General features: G+C 43.7%; 13 protein-coding genes. 5 read left to right on the top strand and 8 right to left on the bottom strand.

The annotated features are described in order from the left end of the window. Positions 1 to 24: 24 nt before the first annotated feature. From ACSQ6I_RS08490 to rpsT, 5 genes are all read right to left on the bottom strand, one after another. Entirely contained in the window at positions 25 to 4,152 is a 4,128-nt protein-coding gene (locus tag ACSQ6I_RS08490; protein WP_438889911.1) for a DNA-directed RNA polymerase subunit beta', read from the bottom strand. 155 nt (positions 4,153 to 4,307) lie between these two features. Beyond that, complete coding sequence (locus tag ACSQ6I_RS08485; RefSeq protein WP_438889910.1) at positions 4,308 to 6,185, bottom strand: DNA-directed RNA polymerase subunit gamma; 1,878 nt, start codon at positions 6,183 to 6,185, stop codon at positions 4,308 to 4,310. 118 nt (positions 6,186 to 6,303) lie between these two features. After that, positions 6,304 to 9,663, bottom strand: a complete 3,360-nt coding sequence (gene rpoB, locus ACSQ6I_RS08480) for a DNA-directed RNA polymerase subunit beta (RefSeq protein ID WP_438889909.1) — start codon at positions 9,661 to 9,663, stop codon at positions 6,304 to 6,306. Between the two features lie 867 nt (positions 9,664 to 10,530). After that, on the bottom strand, positions 10,531 to 11,316 hold the full coding sequence (locus ACSQ6I_RS08475) for a TatD family hydrolase (protein ID WP_438889908.1): 786 nt from the start codon (positions 11,314 to 11,316) through the stop codon (positions 10,531 to 10,533). Between the two features lie 73 nt (positions 11,317 to 11,389). Further along, positions 11,390 to 11,686, bottom strand: a complete 297-nt coding sequence (rpsT, locus tag ACSQ6I_RS08470) for a 30S ribosomal protein S20 (RefSeq protein WP_438889907.1) — start codon at positions 11,684 to 11,686, stop codon at positions 11,390 to 11,392. 402 nt (positions 11,687 to 12,088) lie between these two features. On the opposite strand from rpsT, the gene hisD reads away from it, so the two are divergent. Both hisD and ACSQ6I_RS08460 read left to right on the top strand, forming a co-directional pair. Next, complete coding sequence (hisD, locus tag ACSQ6I_RS08465) at positions 12,089 to 13,414, top strand: histidinol dehydrogenase (RefSeq protein WP_438889906.1); 1,326 nt, start codon at positions 12,089 to 12,091, stop codon at positions 13,412 to 13,414. A 176-nt stretch (positions 13,415 to 13,590) separates the two neighbouring features. After that, positions 13,591 to 14,019, top strand: coding sequence for a universal stress protein (locus ACSQ6I_RS08460; protein ID WP_438889905.1), 429 nt, complete (start codon positions 13,591 to 13,593; stop codon positions 14,017 to 14,019). A gap of 111 nt (positions 14,020 to 14,130) precedes the next feature. Here ACSQ6I_RS08460 and ACSQ6I_RS08455 read toward each other — a convergent pair whose 3' ends face one another. Next, positions 14,131 to 14,517, bottom strand: coding sequence for a hypothetical protein (locus ACSQ6I_RS08455; protein ID WP_438889904.1), 387 nt, complete (start codon positions 14,515 to 14,517; stop codon positions 14,131 to 14,133). Between the two features lie 221 nt (positions 14,518 to 14,738). On the opposite strand from ACSQ6I_RS08455, the gene hslO reads away from it, so the two are divergent. Together hslO and ACSQ6I_RS08445 are read left to right on the top strand one after the other, a co-directional pair. Continuing rightward, positions 14,739 to 15,644: an Hsp33 family molecular chaperone HslO gene (hslO, locus tag ACSQ6I_RS08450; protein ID WP_438889903.1), complete on the top strand. Its 906-nt coding sequence runs from the start codon at positions 14,739 to 14,741 to the stop codon at positions 15,642 to 15,644. Positions 15,645 to 15,799: 155 nt separating this feature from the next. Continuing rightward, positions 15,800 to 17,881: a chromosome segregation ATPase gene (locus ACSQ6I_RS08445; protein WP_438889902.1), complete on the top strand. Its 2,082-nt coding sequence runs from the start codon at positions 15,800 to 15,802 to the stop codon at positions 17,879 to 17,881. A gap of 156 nt (positions 17,882 to 18,037) precedes the next feature. Here ACSQ6I_RS08445 and crtD read toward each other — a convergent pair whose 3' ends face one another. After that, positions 18,038 to 19,552, bottom strand: a complete 1,515-nt coding sequence (gene crtD / locus ACSQ6I_RS08440; RefSeq protein WP_438889901.1) for a C-3',4' desaturase CrtD — start codon at positions 19,550 to 19,552, stop codon at positions 18,038 to 18,040. Between the two features lie 159 nt (positions 19,553 to 19,711). On the opposite strand from crtD, the gene ACSQ6I_RS08435 reads away from it, so the two are divergent. Next, positions 19,712 to 20,431, top strand: a complete 720-nt coding sequence (locus ACSQ6I_RS08435) for a hypothetical protein (protein ID WP_438889900.1) — start codon at positions 19,712 to 19,714, stop codon at positions 20,429 to 20,431. Between the two features lie 128 nt (positions 20,432 to 20,559). Here ACSQ6I_RS08435 and ACSQ6I_RS08430 read toward each other — a convergent pair whose 3' ends face one another. Continuing rightward, complete coding sequence (locus ACSQ6I_RS08430; protein ID WP_438889899.1) at positions 20,560 to 21,009, bottom strand: DUF29 domain-containing protein; 450 nt, start codon at positions 21,007 to 21,009, stop codon at positions 20,560 to 20,562. Positions 21,010 to 21,286 lie beyond the last annotated feature (277 nt).

The raw sequence follows: 21,286 nt of genomic DNA, 5'->3' as shown, positions 1-21,286 counted from the left end.
CGTTACTAACGTAGGTCAACGGTTTTAGTCTTCATCGTAATCATCATCCTCTTCTTCCTCGTAGTCGTCGTCTTCTTCTTCCTCTTCTACAAGGTCGCTGACTTCATCAGCAATCAGATCATCATCATCATCCAAAATTGACGACTTTTCTGCCTTTCTTCCCCCATAGCTACCATCTCCCAAAGCAGGAGTATCTAAACTATAGAGCTTGGCCGTGCGGTCATCTAACACCATATCCAACGGGTCATCGACTTCATCTAAGACGCTGTTACCCAAATCAGTTCCATAGTCTTCAACGATGGTAGTTTCTTCATAGGTATTGTAACCAGTACCAGCAGGTATCAACCGCCCGATGATCACGTTTTCCTTCAATCCCCGCAGCCAATCAGACTTACCTTCAATAGCAGCTTCCGTTAAGACTCTGGTTGTTTCTTGGAAAGAGGCAGCAGAAATAAAGCTATCAGTGTTAAGAGATGCCTTGGTGATACCTAACAACACGGGGGTATATTGCGCCTTTGCACCACCTGTAATTGACATTGCTTCATTTACCTGCTCAACTTGGCGCAACTCAACCAACTCACCAGGCAACATGGTAGTATCCCCACCATCATCAATCCGCACCTTATTAGTCATTTGGCGGACAATCACCTCAATGTGTTTGTCAGCAATCTCAATGCCTTGAGACTGGTATACCATCTGCACTTCGTTAACCAAAAAGCTCTGTACCTTTTGCAGTGCATGACTAGCACAGGCATAGATGCCATCATCAGAACCAAGACTAAAGAAAATTTCTAAAATCTCATGGGGATTAGAAGGGCCATCAGTCAGGGGTTGACCTGCTAATACCTGAACCCCATCAGAAACCATTAAGTTTTGTCCAGGTCCCAGGGGATAGTCGGTGATAACGCCATTAGATTCCACAACCTTGATAGCGTAAGCTTCGCGAGATGTAGTTATGCTTTCATCCCCATCTCCATAAACCACCTTCACTTCTCCCGGACGACGGCACAAAATACAGGCTTCCTTGGGTTTGCGAGCTTCTAGCAGTTCTTCAATTCTGGGCAAACCTTGGATAATGTCTCCAGTTTTGGCTCTTTCAAACACCAATAACACCAAGTTGTCACCCCGTTGCACTAAATCCCCATCTTCTATTTGCAACACCGCACCAGGACTGACGCGATAGGGACGACCTACCCGCAAAGTAAGAGTATAAGCAGAAGGTGATAGTGAAGAAGAGTCTCTGTCACCCGTTAAGAGTTCCTTGTCACCTGCTTTTATCTCTACCACTTGTCCAGATTCGGCTGCAAACACACCAGCCGCAATTTCTGTACCTTCGACCAACAAATTACCTTTCTTGACTTTGGGGGCAGTTTTGGTAGTCATGGTGATCATGTCACTGTCGCGCAAGACTAAACAGCGACGCACAGCTTCTGTGCCTTTTCTCACGCCACGGACTATACCGCCCTCTTTACACAAAATTTGTGTTCGTGCGACCACAGCACCAGGAGCAATACTTAAACCATCTTCTACTTCCAAAGTGGTTTGAGTGCTGCCTTGGGTGGCATCAGCAGAAATATCGCGGCGAATTACCAACGATTCCAGAATTACCAACTGCAAGCGCTGAAGTTCTGGATTTTCTGCATCAGTGACTAATTCAATGTCTGCTGCCAGAGGTGAGGCTGTGTGGTCTTGTTCACCCTCTTGCTCAATTTCTAACACCAGTTGAGTCCGAAGTAGTTCCACCCCTTCTACAGATTTGACTCGCTCGGAATCTTTATAGGGCAGTCGTTGTACTGCTCGCAACTGAATTGAGCGGCCTGTTTGCTGACTAACTGAGGTGGTAGAAGGTAGGTCTGGGTTGCTAGGAACGGCAAACTCTACTACCGGACGACTCAACAGAGCAGGACCTTCTGGTGACTCTACATACTGAATGTAGCGCAGTTCTGTGGCTACCGTGCCTTGGAATTCTTCACCTGGTTGAATTAGGGTGTTATCTCGCCCTAATACTGCTTCAGGGTCATCGACCATCAGCAGTTCACCTGGTTTAATCACCACTTCCCGCAAGATGTCGTTTTTCTGGGTGACTTCGATGACACCGCTGGTTTGACAGAAGATGTCTTTGACGACTTCAGTGCCAGCTTCGACAAATTGCCCATCTTCGACTAACAACAAGGATATATCTTTGTTGACTTCGTGGGTTTCTTCAGGAATCCACAGCAGTGTGCCACCGGTGACTACTTCATAACCTAATTTGGCTTTGCCTTTTTTCTGCACTTCCACACCAGCAAACTTCAAGAAGCCTCCGGTGGTGGTGCGATAACGGTCATCTATTAACTCAGCGACTACTTGCCCATTCTGGACTTTTGTGCCTGGTGTAGCTCGGAGGTTAAAGACTTGAGCAGAAGATGCAGTTTCTTCTTGTTCACTGCTCCCTGGAACCCGTTCTCTGTTTCCTGTATGCACTAAGTAGTTGTTGCGTCCTTGGAAACTCTGGACTGTCACCGTGGCTTGGTCTAATACCACAGAGGCGGTGATGATTTCGATTTCTCTGGTGGCTTTACCGGGAATTGCTTCTGGCAACCGCACTACCCCACCATGCACGGAGGTTAATTTGGTTTCTGCTAATACACCATTGGAGGCGATCGCATCACCGTTGTTAACTACTAGTTCTGCTCCTGGTGGCAAGTTATAAACTTCACCAGAAAGAATCCAAATTAATCCCCCTCTTGATGCTGTGGTGGTGGTGTTGCCTTGTCTATCAGTTTTTTGTTCAGAAACAACATCGGCAAACTGCACCTCTCCCGCTAGGTCAGAGGCTACATCTTTAACAGCTTTTTCTGTATTGGTGCGGGTGGTTCTGCCTCCCAGGGCTACTTCTGCCAATAGTTGGGCAGCTTTGACCTGTTGACCAGGAACAATATACAGTGTCGAACCTTGGGTGATCTGAATTTCTTGGTTCTCAGCTTCACCCTTGGCTTCTAAGGTTAAAGTGCCATTGGTTTCGGCATAGAGTGCGTCTTCACCGTGACGGGTGCGATAGGGACGGGTTTTGAGCTTGCGGGATATCTTGACCGTACCGTCAATTTTGGATCTCACCTGTTGGGCTACTTCCCCGGTGAATACACCCCCGGTGTGGAAAGTCCGCATGGTCAACTGGGTTCCTGGTTCACCGATACTCTGGGCGGCAATAATCCCCACTGCTTCTCCCAGGTCTACCATTTTGGCATGGGCTAAACTCCAGCCATAACAGTGTTGACACACAGAACGGGCGGCTTCGCAGGTGAGGGGCGATCGCACTATCACTTCTTTGACATCAGCTTTTTGAATTTCTATGGCTAAGTCATCGGAGATGGGAGTGTTGCGGGTAGCAATAATTTCTCCTGTGGTGGGGTGAATTACGTCTTCTCCTACCACTCTTCCCATTAATCGGTTACCGATGGGAATCAAAATTTTAGCGCCTTCGGTCATATCCCGGACAGGGACACCCCTGGTGGTGCCGCAGTCAAATTCCCGAATAATTACATCTTGAGATACGTCTACTAATCGTCGGGTGAGATAACCAGAGTCGGCGGTGCGGAGGGCAGTATCTACTAACCCTTTTCTGGCTCCATAAGAAGAAATAATATATTCTGTAACTGTTAGCCCTTCCCGGAAGTTGGTTTTGATGGGCAAGTCAATAATTTCCCCTTGGGGATCTGCCATTAGTCCCCGCATACCTACTAGCTGCCGGACTTGGGAGATGTTACCCCGCGCTCCCGAAAAGGCCATCATATAGACGGAATTGAGGGGGTTGGTTTTTTTGAAGTGAGTCACCACCTCGTCTTTGAGACTTTCGCTGGTGCTGTTCCAGGTATCAATTACCTTTTGGAACCGTTCCACTTCGGTGATTTCTCCCCGTTTGAATCGGGCTTCGGTGCTGAGAATTTCTTCTTCTGCTGCTTCTAGGAGCGATCGCTTGGAAGGTGGAACCATCAAATCATCAACGCTAATAGATACCCCGGCTTTGGTGGCATAACGGAATCCTAGCTCTTTTAATTTATCCGCCATTACCGCTGTCCGCGCCGTCCCATGATGGGTAAATGCCCAAGAAATCAAGTTTCTCAGTTGACCCTTGTTGACGACAACGTTGCGAAAAATCATTTTTTCAGTCATTAGTCTCTCCATTATTGAGTACTGAGTACCGAGTGATAAGTAATGAGTATTGAGTACTGAGCGATAAGTATTGAGTGAAAATCTCTGTAGAGACGCTATATAACTTTTCTACTACTAGTTACTCTTTACTCGGTACTCGGTACTCAGTACTTTTTTTAGCTTGCTAAAGCTTCCTGAATTGCGTTGTTATAAATCACTCGACCAGCGGTGGTGTAGATATACTGAGAAAGTAAATTTCCTTCGGCATCTTGGCGGACACGACGGTATTTATACAGCAACGTCCGAGTACCATCCTCGTTAACTACGATTTCTAATGGCTCGGTATCTGGAACGCTTGTTTCCATTTCTCCGTCAAACCGCACATAAATATAGGAATGCAGGTCAACCTGGTCTTGCTGATAAGCCATAATCACATCATCAAGAGAGGCAAAAAATCCACCAGCCCCTTTAGTTGCTGCCGGATTTTCTGCTGTCAGGTAATACGCCCCTAGTACCATGTCTTGGCTAGGGGTAACGATTGGTTTACCTGTTGCTGGTGAAAGAATATTATTAGAAGCCAACATCAACAGCCGTGCTTCTGCTTGACTTTCTAACGATAGAGGTACGTGTACCGCCATTTGGTCGCCGTCAAAGTCAGCGTTAAAAGCCGGACATACCAGAGGATGGAGTTGAATTGCCCTACCTTCTACTAAAATTGGTTCAAAAGCTTGAATCCCCAAACGGTGCAGTGTGGGAGCGCGGTTTAACATCACCGGATGCCCTTCAATCACTTCTTCCAGCACATCCCATACACTGGGGTCATTGCGAGAAATCAGCTTTTTCGCTGCCTTGATGTTATTCACCATGCCCGAACGAATCAAGCGGTTAATCACAAAAGGTTGAAACAACTCAATTGCCATTTCTCTAGGCAAACCGCACTGGTGAATCTTCAGCTTTGGCCCCACGACAATTACCGAACGTCCTGAATAGTCAACCCGTTTACCCAACAGGTTTTGACGAAAACGTCCTTGTTTACCTTCAATAATGTCTGACAAAGACTTCAACGGGCGGTTATTTGCTCCCACCACAGTCCGTCCCCGGCGACCATTATCAATCAAAGCATCCACTGCTTCTTGCAGCATCCGTTTTTCGTTACGGACAATGATTTCTGGAGCTAAAATTTCTTGCAGTCTGGCTAAACGGTTATTGCGATTAATTACCCGACGGTATAAATCATTTAAATCGCTAGTAGCAAATCTACCCCCATCTAGCTGTACCATGGGGCGCAAATCTGGAGGAATGACCGGAATCACAGCCATCACCATCCATTCCGGTTTAGAACCGGTGGCAATAAAGTTATCAATCACCCGCAGCCGTTTAATCAGCTTGGCTCGTTTTTGACCTTTAGCGTTGCCGATTTCTTCTCGGAGATTTTCCGCTTCTTGCTCTAAATTAATATCCGAGAGCAACCTTAAGAGCGCTTCTGCCCCAATACCTACCTCTACCCCCACCAGTTGGGAGTCTTCGCTATAAATAGCGTCTTCAATTTCTAGCCACTGGTCTTCACTCAACAGTTGTTTGTAAGTGAGGGTATCGGCATTACCAGGAGCTAAAACAACATAAGAGTTGAAATAAACAATTTGTTCTACATCCCGCAGTGGCATATCTAACAAGATAGCAATGTAGCTGGGGATGCCCTTGAGATACCAAACGTGGGCAACAGGGGCAGCTAACTTAATAAAGCCCATGCGGTGTCGTCGCACCCGTGACTCTGTTACCTCCACACCGCAGCGTTCGCAGACAATGCCTCTGTGACGTACTCTTTTATATTTGCCACAATGGCATTCCCAGTCCTTAGCTGGGCCAAAGATGCGTTCGCAGAACAAACCATCCATCTCTGGCTTCAGAGTTCGGTAGTTGATAGTCTCCGGCTTGGTGACTTCACCAACTACCTGGCCATTAGGCAAAGTTCGCTCACCCCACTGACGAATACGTTCAGGAGAAGCTAGTCCGATTTTTACGTAGTCAAACTGATTAGTCTGGGCAGGTCTCATAATTAATTCGTAATTCGTAATTCGTAATTCGTAATTAACAATTAGTAATTTGTAGTTTGTAATTCGCAATTCGTAATTTTCATGCAATTACGAATTACGAATTATCAATTACGAATTACTACTCTTCTTCTTCCAACGACTCACGAGAAAGTGACTCATAGGTGGGTCGTGGAGGGGTGCGACGGGTGGCTTGGTCTGCCATTAAATCGACTTCTACATCTAAGGAACTGCCGTCTGCTTGGGTTTCTACTTTGTGGACAGCAATATCTAATCCCAAAGATTGCAACTCGCGCATCAATACCTTAAAGGATTCTGGAGTTCCCGGACGGGGAATGGCTTTGCCTTTGACGATCGCATTTAGGGCTTCATTTCTACCTTGCATATCGTCAGATTTGACTGTTAGCAATTCCTGCAAGGTGTAAGCTGCGCCAAATGCCTCCAGGGCCCACACTTCCATTTCTCCGAATCTTTGACCGCCTTGTTGAGCTTTACCACCCAGGGGTTGCTGTGTCACCAAGGAGTAAGGTCCTGTCGAACGGGCGTGAATTTTGTCATCGACTAAATGCACCAGTTTCAACATATAAGCCACACCAATGGTAATTGGGCGGTCAAAAGGTTCCCCTGTGCGTCCGTCATAGACCATAATTTTGCCAGGATCATCGGGGTTATAGACCCAGTTTTTACCTGTTTCGTCCCTGGCCTCTTGGAGTTTGCCATGAACAATCCGGCGGGAAGATTCTTCGCCGTACATTTCGTCAAAGGGAGTAATTTTGAATCTCACTCCGAGGTTTTGACCTGCCCAACCTAACAAACACTCAAACACCTGACCGACATTCATCCGGCTGGGTACACCCAAGGGGTTGAGGACTATATCGACTGGAGATCCATCAGGTAAGTAGGGCATATCTTCAGCTGGCAAAATCCGGGAAATAATCCCCTTGTTGCCGTGTCGCCCTGCCATTTTGTCGCCGACTTGGATCTTGCGTTTTTGGGCTACATACACCCGCACGACCATGTTTGCCCCTGGTGGCAGTTCGTCACCTTGTTCTCTGGTGAACAGCCGCACATCAACGACGCGCCCTTTTTCACCGTTGGGAACTCTCAGGGAGTTGTCGCGCACGTCGCGGGCTTTTTCCCCGAAGATCGCCCGTAGTAGTTTTTCTTCTGGTGGTTGGTCAGATTCTCCCTTGGGGGTAACTTTGCCCACCAGGATATCCCCAGCTTCTACCCAAGCCCCAATGCGGATAATCCCCTGTTCATCTAGTTGTCTGAGGGCATCTTCCCCGACGTTGGGAATTTCTCTGGTGATTTCTTCTGGTCCGAGTTTGGTTTGTCTAGCCTCAATTTCATATTTTTCAATGTGAATTGAGGTGTAGATATCATCCTGTACTAACCGCTCAGAAATCAAAATCGCGTCTTCATAGTTGTAGCCTTCCCATGGCATATAGGCGACGACGATGTTTTGTCCTAGTGCTAACTCTCCCCCTTCGGTGGAAGAACCATCTGCTAACACTTGTCCAGCTACAACTTTTTCCCCAATGCGGACTAGGGGCTTTTGGTTGAGACAGGTATCTTGGTTAGAGCGTTGATATTTGGAAAGATAATATGTAACTTCTTGGGGTTTGCCTGTTGGCGACTCTTTGCTAGAGGCTGGTGACTGGGTTAGGGTTTTGTCTGTTGTTTGTTCTCTGACTCGGACGCGAATTTCTGCCGCATCTACATACACAACATCCCCATCAGTCCGCGAGACAATCACCATCCCGGAGTCTCTAGCGCCTTGAGCTTCTAAGCCTGTGCCGACTAGGGGGCGTTCTGGCTTGAGTAGAGGAACTGCTTGGCGTTGCATATTGGAACCCATTAGGGCCCGGTTAGCGTCGTCATGTTCCAAGAAGGGAATCATGCTCGTAGCTACAGATACAATCTGCACTGGTGATACTGCTACATAGTCCACTTGTTCCGGTGTAGTTGTAGCCCAATCTTGGCGATAGCGGACTGGAACTTGAGGTCCTTTGATGTAGCCATTTTCGTCTACGGGAATGTCACCAGTTGCCGTCCGCAAATCGTCTTCTTCATCGGCGGTCATGTACACTGGTTGGACATCAAACCGCACTTTGCCATTTTCTACTGGTCTAAAAGGGGTTTCTAAAAAGCCGTATAAGTTAACACGGGCATGGGTAGCTAAAGAGCCAATTAACCCGGCGTTGGGTCCTTCTGGGGTTTCGATGGGGCATATCCGTCCGTAGTGGCTGGGATGGATATCTCGCACGGCGAAGCCTGCCCGTTCTCGTGTCAGACCACCTGGACCTAAGGCGCTCAGACGGCGTTTATGGGTCAGTTCGGCCAGGGGATTGGTTTGATCCATGAACTGACTAAGTTGGCTGGAACCAAAGAATTCTTTGATTGCTGCTACTAGTGGTTTGGGGTTAACCAAGGATGCTGGTGTCAAAACTTCGGCATCGGATACAGTCATCCGTTCCCGAATGATTCGCTCTAGGCGATTTAATCCAACTCGGACTTGGTTTTGCAGTAATTCGCCAACACTTCTAACTCGGCGATTTCCGAGGTGGTCGATGTCATCAATACTACCGATATCATATTCTAGGTTGATGAGGTAATCTACTGCGGCGAGGATGTCTCCAGGTGTGAGGACACGCATGGTGTCGGGGACTGAGAGACGTAATTTTTTGTTGAGTTTATAACGTCCTACACGACCTAGATCGTAGCGTTTAGGATCAAAGAAGCGGGAATCTAAAAGTTGTTGTCCACCTAAGACTGTTGGTGGTTCACCTGGACGTAGTTTACGATATAACTCCATCAGGGCTTCCTCTTCGGAAAATTGCCCTTCTTTTTCGATGGTTTTTTGGAAGTACTCTGGGTGACGTAGGGCATCAAAGATTTCGTTGTCTGATAATCCTAATGCTTTGAGAAGTACCTGGGCTGAGAGTTTGCGGGTTTTATCGATGCGTACCCAAACTAAGTCGTTACGGTCTGTTTCAAATTTTAGCCATGCCCCCCGGTTAGGGATTAAGCTGGCAGAATAAGTCCGTCTTCCGTTTTTATCAATTTCTGATTTGTAGTAAACTCCAGGCGATCGCACTATTTGGTTGACGATGACCCGTTCGGCTCCGTTGATAATAAACGTACCGCGATCCGTCATCAACGGCAGATCACCTATAAATACTTCTTGTTCTTTAATATCCCCTGTTTCTTTATTTAAAAGACGTGTGGGTACGTACATTTGGACTGCATAAGTGCTGTCCCGCCGTTTGGATTCTTCGACACTGTACTTAGGTTCTTTGAGTTTGTAGTTATTACCTAAAAAGTGCAGTTCTAGTTTCCCGGTGTAGTCTGTAATTGGACTAAAGGAGTTCAACTCTTCTATTAGCCCTTCTTCTAAAAACCAGCGAAAGCTTGAACGCTGGATTTCAATTAAGTCGGGTAACAGAAAGGCGGGTTCCATATATGTTTCGTTAGTCATGCCTCTACCTTTGTCAACCTGGTTAAACTTTCCCTTGAATGCTGCTGTGATTATGTTCCCGACCCAAGCGCCCGTGCGTGCAAGCTGCTGGGAAACTCCTTCTTAAACTACCTGCTGTTAACAGGTAAAAAAGCTGTCCGCAGCAATTAAATCTGGAATGGGCGCTTTTGACAAGGGGGTAATCGCCCTTGTGGAGAAGCGAGGTTTGCTAAAATCCAGCTAGGGGATTTACTCAACCAGAACAGATTGTTAATGTCTTGCTGAGTTTTATTTTTTTTCCTCACTTCGCCTCCAAAACAGCGCCTTCATTAATCTATGCACATCCACACTGTTGTATCTTTAAAAGAATTTATCTATACTCACAGTGAGATCCCAAAATTGAAGAATCCGGGAGAGCCGGCTCTGAATCAGGATGGATTTATGTTGCTGAATTTTAGTCACAAGGCACTTTATGTTTAACAATTTTCTATAGGTTCAATTCACACCAGATCCGCTGTTGTGCAAAAGTCCATATCAACCTAGTCTGCCAGGATTTGTTATCTATTGAGAGCATCTGCTTGTAGAGATAGTTTTAGATGTCCGTGAAATTTTGGTTTTTATATTCACAAATCCCTAATCAGCCCAGTATAGTTTTATACCCGCCTGAAATTAAGTGGCTTTCAGAAGTTATAAATTCCTTCCTTTATCATTATTATGGCGCAAGTAAAATGTTTTGGAGGGAATAATATTAGCACACTTTTGTCCTCCTAGAGTCTTATTTTTTTAATTAATACAATTGATCAAGGGAATGATCCTAAAAGCAGGTACAAAATGTGCTTTCTTTGATGGTTAGCCAGACCCTAGTAATTTACCTTCATGTTTTGCCCTTCATAATGCCAGTCCAAATAATTTGCAAGCATTTTGGGTGGTTTGATGGGCTATGGCTTCTATAGTTTCCCCCCGCAACTGGGCTAATTTTTCTGCTACATAAAGGACATAGGCAGGTTCATTGCGTTTTTCTCCTCGTTTGGGGACGGGAGCTAGGAAGGGGCAATCTGTTTCAATTAGTAGGCGATCGCTGTTTACTATAGCAGCTGATGCTTGTATAGTTTGCGCGTTTTTAAAGGTTACTGTCCCACTAAAACTAATGTAGAAGCCTAAATCAAGAAACCATTGGGTTTCTTCTGGTGTTCCACCCCAACAATGCATGACACCCCGTGCTTTTTCTCCTTGACTCTCTCGCCATTTTTGCAAGACTGATCTTACTTCTGGTGCGGCATCACGACAATGGATGATCACTGGTAGATTCAGTTCAGATGCGATCGCTAACTGAGACTCAAATACTATGTGCTGGTTGTCATAGTCTTGGGCTTTATAAAAATCCAACCCCATTTCCCCAATCGCTACTACTTTGGCATCAGAACTGGCTAGAGTTTTTATTTTCTCGGCTGTTTCTTGATTCCATTTAGCAGCATCTAGAGGATGTAAGCCAACGGCAAAACTGAGTTCAGGAAATTGCTGGGCTAGGGCTTGAATGCTGGCAAATTCTTCAGGGTGAACGCAGGAATGTACCAAACGCACTACCCCTGATTTTTGCCAATGCGATCGCACTGTTGCTAAATCTGGCTGGAACAGGTCAAAGTTGAGATGTACATGAGTATCTATTAGCTGCATGGGTTACTCAGAAGTCATTGACGAGAATTTATTAAGTCATTAATCCATTAGATTCAGGACTAATGACTAATGACTACTGTGCAGTTTGAGTCAGTGGTTTGAGTTTATGAGCTAATCTTGATTTTTTCCTAGCTCCGTTGTTGGGATGCAACACCCCACGCTTCACTGCTTTATCAATTTTGCTGTAAACCTCTGACATCCGAGCATCTACTGCTTGTTTGGATTCGGGAGTAGGATCAGCTGTATAGACTTCAACAGCACTAATGTACTTCTTCATCAGCGTTTTTACAGCTGATTTATATGCTTTGTTACGCAGTCGGTTGCGTTCTGAAGTTTGAGCACGCTTGAGAGCAGACTTTGTATTCGCCACAGTCAATTCCAAAAAAACTATTAATTAATATGTACACACACTACTAGACTTACTAATATAGCATCCAAATTGCCAATGTTATAATTTCTGCAAAAAATAAGTTACAGAGAACAGGAAATAGGGAACAGGAGAAAAATAATTACTCACCAATCATCCTCTATCACCCCTGTAATCTTAAGAAATCCCTATACCAGGATATGTTTTCACATGGGGAAAATAGGTTAAGATAGGGTACTAAAATCAATAACCCCAGGGGAAAAAGGAAACGGCAATCCTGGGAGTATCAAAAAAATCCAGGTTAAGCTAGAGAAGAGAGTTAGGAAAGCTTGATCTCTTAGTGGGTAAAGAGCAAAACTAATTCTCAAGCGGGAACATTCTAAATTTTGGCATTGTCCTTATTCCATGCTGCGAATTATTACTCAGCAGGCAGACGTTAGAGCCGAACTACAACGTATCTGCGAACGTCTCCAACGCGCCGAAGGCGAACGCACCCAGGATGAACAATTGCTTCACAAAGAAGCAACAGTGAGGGAAGTGTTGCAAGCAGTTAAGCGCCAAGGCGACAAAGCTGTATTGCATTATACTTCAGAGTTTGACCACCAAACCTTGCAGCCAGAAGAACTACGGGTGACAGGTTCAGAACTGGATGCGGCTTACCAACAGGTATCAAAGGATTTGTTGGCAGCTATTCAACTGGCTTGTCGCCAAATTGAAGAGTTTCACCGACAGCGAGTACCAAAAAGCTGGGTACACTTTGGCGAGGATGAAATAGTACTTGGTAAACGTTATACCCCTGTAGATCGGGCAGGTTTATACGTTCCAGGTGGTCGCGCCTCCTATCCCAGTACGGTGCTGATGAATGCTATTCCAGCCAAAGTGGCAGGTGTACCCCGTGTAGTGATGGTAACACCAACACGAGGAGAAAAAACGATTAATTCCGCAGTTTTAGTAGCTGCACAAGAGGCGGGGGTACAGGAAATTTATCGCATTGGGGGCGCTCAAGCGATCGCTGCTTTAGCTTACGGTACAGAAACGATTCCGAAAGTGAATGTGATTACTGGACCAGGTAACATCTATGTCACCTTAGCCAAAAAATTAGTTTATGGGACAGTGGGTATTGATTCATTAGCAGGCCCCAGCGAAGTGCTGATTATTGCTGATGAAACAGCTAATCCTGCACACGTGGCAGCGGATTTGTTAGCCCAAGCGGAACATGATCCAATGGCGGCGGCGATTTTGTTGACAACAGATGCTGGTTTAGCGAAAAAAGTCCAAGTAGCTGTAGATAGACAATTGGTAGATCACCCACGACGGATAGACACAGAAAAAGCGATCGCTCATTACGGCTTAATTGTCGTTGTCGAATCTCTCACCGCAGCAGCAGAACTCTCAAATGAATTTGCTCCTGAACACCTGGAATTAGAAGTTAAAGATCCTTGGGCTTTAATTTCTCAGATTCGCCATGCTGGAGCTATTTTCCTGGGTTATTCAACACCAGAAGCTGTAGGTGACTATTTAGCAGGGCCTAACCATACCTTACCAACCTCCGGTGCAGCCCGTTATGCTTCTGCCTTAGGTGTAGAAACTTTTCTCAAACACTCCAGTATTATTCAATACTCACCAACTGCACTACATAAAGTAGCTGGGGCAATTGACGCACTAGCCACTGCTGAAGGTTTACCTTCCCACGCTGATTCAGTACGACGGCGAGTTGAGGAAAATGAGTAATTTAGAATGCATAACCTTTACTGAATACTGTTGACACAAGTTACTCTTTAGTTGACAGTAGTAAGTTTGTGATTTTAATAAACTAAAGTTTACATTTGGGATTTTTATTGGTGTTAGCACCAATAAAAATCCCTATGTGACGATTTAAGGGGTCTACTTTTGAGGAGACAAAAGCGGTGTTAAAAACTATTTTAGTAGCTCTGGATGGCTCGGAAATTGCCGAACGAGTAATTCAGGCTTTAGGTGATTTGGTCTTGTCATCAAACACCAAAGTCATTCTTTGTCATGTATTTCCTACACCAGATTCAGAAATAGAATTACCCGCTGATCGTCCTCACCCTGAGTCACCAAAGTTTTCTTATTTCCAGATTGAAAAGCAGCTGCAATCCTATCAAGAAAAATTGTCATTTGAAAGTGAATTAGAACTGGTAACTGGTGATCCTGCTGACGAAATTGTGCGACTAGCCAATATTTACAAAGCCGACTTAGTAGTGATTGGTAGTCGTGGATTAACGGGGATGAAGAGAATTGTCCAGGGTTCTGTTAGCACTCAAGTCATGGAAGAAGCTAATTGTTCAGTCTTGGTGGTAAAACCAGGTAAATAATTCGTAATTTGTATATTGTCACTTCTAGACAGATCCTTTTAGAATTCATTCCCATACAGAGTACGGGAATGAGAAGGCTAAATTCCTATATTGGGTGGAATATTTATAGATTTACACTTTCTGAGTTACCAAAAACTGACGTAAACTCAACAAACTTAGAGTTTGAGCCAACTTAACAGGCAAAATTGACACGCCTTCCAAGCGTGACTGTACCCAACCTTCTCCCCAATACCATTCATGAAAGCCATCAATACCATTACTGAGTAGCAAGCGCAGACAATTAGGTTTGACGACATCGACTTGATGATGTATTTGGACTGGCCCAGTGGAAGTAGTAAACTGAAATCCGGTTTGCAGTTCTTCTGGCATTCCCGGTGAAAAACTTTGTCCTAATAGCCATTTTTCTAGCTGTGCTGGACGCAATAGACTATCGTGAATGGCAGTAGCTGATGCTTCAATTTCGATTCGCAGTTGGCTTTGTTGAAAAGTTCCTAGCATGGTGATTGGTGATTGGTGATTGGTGATTGGTAATTGGTGATTGGTAATTGGTAATTGGTGATTGGTGATTGGTGATTGGTGATTGGTGATTGGTGATTGGTGGTAGGAGAAAGATAAATATTCCCCTATTTTTCCTAGTCGCCAGTCACCAGTTCCTAGTCCCCAGTCCCCAGAGAACTTACAATAGAAAAGTAATTTTGTTAAGAATTGTAAGGGTTTTCATGGCGGATCAATTAATTCGGGCTACAGCGGCCGATGGGGGTATTCGGGCGGTTGGTGTGATTACCACACGCTTAACTGAGGAAGCACGAGTGCGTCATAAACTTTCTTACGTAGCTACAGCCGCATTAGGAAGAACTATGTCAGCAGGCTTGTTAATGGCTTCTAGTATGAAGCGTGTTGGGTCTAGGGTCAATGTGCGAGTCAAGGGCGATGGGCCTTTAGGTGGTATATTGGTAGATGCGGGCTTAGATGGCACGGTACGGGGTTATGTACAGAACCCATCAGTGGAATTGCCTCCTAATGCTAAAGGTAAGCTAGATGTTGGTGGTGCAGTAGGTAGTGGCTACTTGTATGTTGTTCGGGATATTGGCTATGGTTATCCCTACTCTAGTACAGTTGAACTTGTTTCTGGGGAAATTGGTGATGATGTCGCCCATTACCTCGTAAATTCGGAACAAACACCTTCAGCTTTGGTTTTAGGTGTATTCGTTGGTTCCGGTGGCGTTACAGCCTCTGGAGGGATACTATTACAAGTGTTACCCAAAGCTGCAAGAGATGAAGCCTTGGTTGCTACTTTGGAATCAAGGGTATCTGCATTATCAGGGTTTACGCCATTATTGCAAGCAGGAAAGACGCTGACTGAAATTTTTGGTGATTTGCTAGGGGATATGGGTCTGACAATTTTTCCTGAAAGTCAGATGTTGCGCTTCCACTGTCGTTGTTCCTTTGATCGGGTGCTAGGAGCATTAAAAATGCTTGGAGAAGCAGAACTGCAAGATATGATTATTAAAGATAATGGCGCGGAAGCAACTTGTGATTTTTGCGGCAGAGTTTATCAAGCTAGTAGTGATAATCTAGCGAAACTAATTGTTGATTTGCAGACGGAAGCTTCTGTTGGGGAATAAGTATAAAAAGCTACTAAATTCAGTAATCGCAAATGGTATCTGTGGAGATAGGACAGGAAAAAATAGCTTTTTAATAATGAGAAAGAAAGTTAGTATGGCAACAATGGAATTATCAGTCTGACGCGGACTGCTATTCAATTACTTTGGTGTGTGAGATGACAGAACGGGATATTTCAGACAGTTGGTCTCCAGCCAGAGCAGAAAAACCAGATCAAACAACAAGATTATCCCGAACTGGAGAAGTCGGGACTACTGAAACATCTGGTGTCCCAGCTACTGGTTCTAACTATAAATCAGTGAAGCAGCAACAAGACAACAATACAGAAGGATTACCTATAGATAATCATTCAGAGCGAAATTTTAAGCTCAGTTATATTACTGAGAGAATACCACGCTGGATGAAAAATTGGGTGCTGTGGTCAATATTATTAACGTTGATTCCCAGCACTATAGGATTTATATCAATGTCGATGCTGCTTAAATTACCATCAGCACCGAATTGTCCAGAAATTTTTTGGCCTTTGGCTAGTGCTTCGGTAAGGTTGCACTGCGCTCAGTTGGCAGCTTCTAAGCAGACTATAAATGACTTATTGCAAGCGATCGCACTGGTAAAGGAACTGCCAAAAAATCACCCCCTCAGAGGACAAATTAATGGTTTGTTAGAGGGGTGGTCACGGGATATTTTACAGTTAGCTGATCAGAGTTTTCAAGCGGGAAATTTAGAAGAAGCGATCGCAACGGCTCGCCAAATTCCTGAAGACTTAGAAGTACGTAAACTAGTAGAAGAACAAATTGGTAAATGGCAGTCTATCTGGTCAAAGGCAGAGGAAATTTACCAAGAATCGGAAAAGGAACTGCGGCAAAGGAATTGGCAATCAGCTTTTATGCTGTCATCTAAACTCCTACGCGTCAACAATAAATATTGGTCTACTACCAAATATGACCAATTAAATCGCATCATTGTGACAGCGAGAGAAGATGGTGACAAGCTCTATAAAGCTGAAAGCATAGCAAAAAGTCGCTCAGTCGATCAACTACTTGAGGCTATTAAGCTCGCTGAGTCGATTAAGTCAGACAGCTATTTGTATCAAAAAGCTCAGGAGTTGATTCCTGAATTTGGGCGCAAGATGTTGCAATTGGCACAAGCCAAAATGGACAGACGGGATGCCGATACAGCGTTAGAAATTGTCAGACAAATTCCGCCAATTACTTCATTACAGACAGAAATAGATGATTTTGTGGTTTTGGGTGAAGCACAAAGGAATGCTTGGGTAGGTACTGTTGCTGGTTTAGAGGCAGCTATTTACCAAGCCCAACAAATTGATGCTTCTAGGGAAGTATATGGTAAAGCCCAACAACTGATTGCTCGTTGGCAATTAGAGATTGAAGATGTTGCTCGTTTGGAAAAAGCGCGAAATTTAGCTAGTCAAGGCACAATTAACGATTTAACGGCAGCAATCTCAGAAGTGCAGCTGATTCCCGATAATAACCCCCGTTCTCAAGAAGCGCGGCAAGAAATGGGACGGTGGCGTAGCAAAGTGGAGTCTATTGAAGATCAACCTTTTTTAGATCGTGCTGAACAGATAGCTCTATTGGAGGATATTAACTCATTACAAGCTGCGATCGCAGAGGCAAGTCAAATTCGATCTGGTCGTTCCTTATATCCAGACGCACGGAAAAAAATCAGCACTTGGACGGCTAAAATTCAGCGAATTCAAGATCAACCTTATCTAGATCAAGCACGCATCATCGCTGATAGTGGTGATTTAACTGCTGCTGTGAGGGAAGCTCAAAAAATTGCCTCATCAGGACGAGCGCTGGCAGGAGAAGCACAAACAGCCGTTGATAGTTGGCAAGAGCAAATCCGTGCCAGAGAAAACTGGAAGAAAGCCAGAGAAGTCGCTATTACTGGCACACCAGAAGCTTTAGCTGAAGCAATCAAGTTAGCTAATCGGGTATCAAATCGTAACGTCTTACGTATGGATGCGAACGTGGCTATTGATCAATGGAGTCAACAGTTATTACAAATGGCGCGTTCTCAAAGCGAGTTTGATGTTGCTAAAAGTATCGAGACAGCCAGGTTGATTCCACAAGGTAGTTCTGCTTACAGAGATGCCCAACAACAAATTAGGACTTGGCGACAATTTATTCTTCCTAAGTCATCACCTCAGCCATCACCTGAGTCATCACCTGAAATTGAGCAATCCCCGCCATCACCGATTAGCGATGGGTTGTAATCGGTGATTGGTAATTGGGGACTGTGTAAAATCAGCCCCTTTTTTTTGTTTAATAATATTGGCGTTGCTGATCAAAAATATGAATATGGCTCACGCAAAGGCGCAAAGAATCAAAGTTGAAAAGGTTGAAATTTCATGATCTCCTTTACTTAACCATTAATTTTGAGCTTGAATTTGTCTAACTACCGTCAAAGCTGAATAACTAACTCCCGCAGTTCCTTCACCTGGATGAGTAGAATCACCAACTAACCACAAATTATTAATAGGAGTACGATTGGCAAAACCAAAGGGTCCAAAAGTAGGAATTCTTTGACCAATACCACCAACAATACCTCGTTCTCTTCCGGTAAAATGAGCAAAGGTGCGAGGTGTAGCTGCTTCTACATAAATGATAGTTTCTGGTTTTAAATAAAAATATTGTGAAAGTTTAGATATTGCTTCTTGGGTAAATTTTTGTTTTAACCCTTCATAATCTTGAGTTTCCCACCACGGAGTAAAATCAACAAAGGAAGAAGCGATAATTGTGGCTTTTCCCTGCGGTGCGCGTCCATCTCCCTGATGACTTACAGATACAAATAGGGAATTATTCTCACCAATCGATCCATTAGCATCATATAAGAATTGTAGATGAGGTGGACAATCAGCAGGAATCGCGCTGGCATCTACACCCAAATAAACCACGAATGCACCGGAAGCTGGGGGGAGTTTTTCTACTCTTTGTTTATATCCAGATGGGACATTTTCTGCCAATAACTCTACTAAATTCTGGACGGTGACGTTAGCAACTATATGATCTGCGGTTTCTGTCCAAGTTTCCCCGGTTTTCTGGTTTCTGATAACTACAGCGTTAGCTTTACCATTTTCAACGTTGATTTTTTCGACGGTGTGGCGCATTAATAACTTACCACCGTCTCGTTCTAAGGCAAATAGTAAGCGATCGCTCAAAACCTGCATACTACCCTGGAGATGAAACAATCCCTGGGGTAGTTGGGAAACACTCAAAGCTGTTGCAGCATAAAGCAAAGCTGTTTCTTCCGCGCTAACCTGAGAATACAACTTGAGTTGTAAATCCAAAAACGTCCTCAGTCGGTAATCATTCCCTAAACCACATAACCGTAAAGCATCCCCCACAGTAAATAATGTGAAAGGTGCAGTTATGAAAGTACTCGGACGCACCGCTTTTATTAATTGTCCTAAATCCCATAAATTACGCGGTGGTAAAACCGGATCACGTCCTTGAAATTCCCAACTAGCATGAAATAAAGTTGCTAATAATTGCCAAAAATGTTCACTTCCAGGAAACTGTCTTTGGCGTTCTTCCTGCCATTTCTGAGAATCACGCCAGACATTAATCGGTGTAGACTCCCCAGGGAGATAAACCGCACAAGCAGGATCACAAGGCGTTGCTTCTGGTAACTCAATTTCTAATTCTGAGAAAATGCGGTGATGAATTCCCCCAGGTTCTAACCCTGCAACTTGAGTTGCACCCACATCAAAGGTAAAGCCTTGACGTTTAAAAGTTGAAGCACAACCACCGGGAACTAAAGCCTGGTCGAGAATTAAGACGTTGTAACCTCTATGTGCTAATAATGCACCGGCTGTAAGTCCACCTATACCTGCACCGATAACGATGACGCGGGATTTATTTTTGTTAAGAGAAAGACTAGGCATTGATACTTAATTTTACAATTCTTAATATTACTACTCATAATTTTAAATTAAATTGGGCGTGGAAAAGGGGGAAGTGAGGAAAATCAATTTTAGGAAACGCTATATTTGTACTTATGTTTGGTTATACAGTATTGGTACTGTCAAAAAATACATAGGTTTATGAGCAAAGATTTTGAAATTCAAGAATTTGCGATCGCTATTACCGCCAAAAATCTTAATCCCACTGTTCTCACCCCCGACTTCTTGAAATACACAGGCATTATTCCCTCCGATTGGGAGTTGGCAAAACAACCAGTTTATGCAAATGGTGTAGTTCAGCTTTTTTTTAACAGTGGTTTAGGAATCGTTGCCCAGCCCAATAGTGTGAGCATATTAGAGAGCATAATCACAAAACCAATCGCAGAAATACAAGTACCAAAAATCACTTTAAACTTAATAGAAAAACTATCCCAAGTAGAGTATCAACGAGTAGGAATTAACCCCAGAGGATTTGTCACCTTTAACTCAGATGCCGATGCCTATGAATACATATGCGGTAAACTTTTATCACCCGGCTCATGGCAGGAGTTTGGAGGAGGAAAAGTAAATGCTGCCTTACAGTTAACTTATCCTTTGAAACGGGGAACACTAAACTTAGGCATCAATCAGGTAAATGTCCAATTTCCTGATAAACAAGCCTCAGCAATCTTATTTTCAGGTAACTTTAATTATCCCTTGTTAGGAAATATTCCCGCAGAAAAACTGCAAGACTTGCAAAATATAATTCAGAACTGGCAAGATTCATTAAAGACTTTTCAACAATTATTGACCGAGAAATTTCTACCCTCATCTGAAACACCAAGAAGTATTTCTGTTTTTCCACCAATGGCAAAAAGTTGATAAAAATGTAGATTTGTAATTCTTGTAGGGTAGGCATCCTTGGACTGAGTTCGTCGAAGTCTTGCCTGCCCAAAAATAATCAAATTTAAAACGAAAATAATTTTATGTAAAATCTCAGTAATTAGATTTTATTCAATCAAATAATCATCAACATTAATATCCAAAACATCAGACTTGGTAAAGGGACATGATTCAGGAAAAGTAGTTAAAGGGAGTTGAGTTTCAACAGCAGCAGCTTTACAACCTTCATTATAACATTCATTAAATACAGCATCGAAGTAAGGCTTCAGACTAGGACTATTTTTAAAAGCTTTATTTAGTCTGCGAGATTTTTCAATAATGGTATAAGACCAACTGGGAGAGCGTTTTTCTATTTGATAATGCCACTTAAGTAAATGTTGAATTACCAGAATTAGATTACTTTCTAAAGCATCTTTTTCTTTGCGACTCATCCCTTCAATTTCTTCGAGTAAATTTTCGATATCTAATTGGTCTAGTTTTCCTGTTTTCAGGAGAATTGCAGTTTCTTCTAACCAAAGATTAAAGTCAGTTTCGTACAAGGTCTTTACAGTTATCATGGTGTCAATACTTCTTCTTTTTTTGAAGTTAGTATTCCTGCTTTGTTGTTCTCAGAAAGTTCTTTTAATTGAGATTGTAAATCTGCGATGAAGCCTATTTTTAGTAGTTTTGGTATTTTTTAGATGATAACATATAAACAACTATTGTTAATTAAGTATAAGCACTATATACTCACGTTTATTTCTGTGATATTTTAAATGCAAGTAAATCGTCATATCTACAATAAGTATAGATTACTCAAACCTCAAAACTACTGCTGATATCATTAACGCTTTT

This window comes from Anabaena sp. WFMT (assembly GCF_051781005.1).
Taxonomy (GTDB): Bacteria; Cyanobacteriota; Cyanobacteriia; order Cyanobacteriales; family Nostocaceae; genus Anabaena.
The sequence above is the reverse complement of the archived record's forward strand: the minus strand, read 5'-3'. Positions and strand labels throughout refer to the sequence as shown.

Excerpts from the sequence above, each read along its gene's own strand:
- ACSQ6I_RS08490 (WP_438889911.1), bottom strand. The coding sequence starts at position 4,152 with ATGACTGAAAAAATGATTTTTCGCAACGTTGTCGTCAACAAGGGTCAA.
- ACSQ6I_RS08485 (WP_438889910.1), bottom strand. The coding sequence starts at position 6,185 with ATGAGACCTGCCCAGACTAATCAGTTTGACTACGTAAAAATCGGACTA.
- rpoB (WP_438889909.1), bottom strand. The coding sequence starts at position 9,663 with ATGACTAACGAAACATATATGGAACCCGCCTTTCTGTTACCCGACTTA.
- ACSQ6I_RS08475 (WP_438889908.1), bottom strand. The coding sequence starts at position 11,316 with ATGCAGCTAATAGATACTCATGTACATCTCAACTTTGACCTGTTCCAG.
- hisD (WP_438889906.1), top strand. The coding sequence starts at position 12,089 with ATGCTGCGAATTATTACTCAGCAGGCAGACGTTAGAGCCGAACTACAA.
- ACSQ6I_RS08455 (WP_438889904.1), bottom strand. The coding sequence starts at position 14,517 with ATGCTAGGAACTTTTCAACAAAGCCAACTGCGAATCGAAATTGAAGCA.
- hslO (WP_438889903.1), top strand. The coding sequence starts at position 14,739 with ATGGCGGATCAATTAATTCGGGCTACAGCGGCCGATGGGGGTATTCGG.
- ACSQ6I_RS08445 (WP_438889902.1), top strand. The coding sequence starts at position 15,800 with ATGACAGAACGGGATATTTCAGACAGTTGGTCTCCAGCCAGAGCAGAA.
- crtD (WP_438889901.1), bottom strand. The coding sequence starts at position 19,552 with ATGCCTAGTCTTTCTCTTAACAAAAATAAATCCCGCGTCATCGTTATC.
- ACSQ6I_RS08435 (WP_438889900.1), top strand. The coding sequence starts at position 19,712 with ATGAGCAAAGATTTTGAAATTCAAGAATTTGCGATCGCTATTACCGCC.
- ACSQ6I_RS08430 (WP_438889899.1), bottom strand. The coding sequence starts at position 21,009 with ATGATAACTGTAAAGACCTTGTACGAAACTGACTTTAATCTTTGGTTA.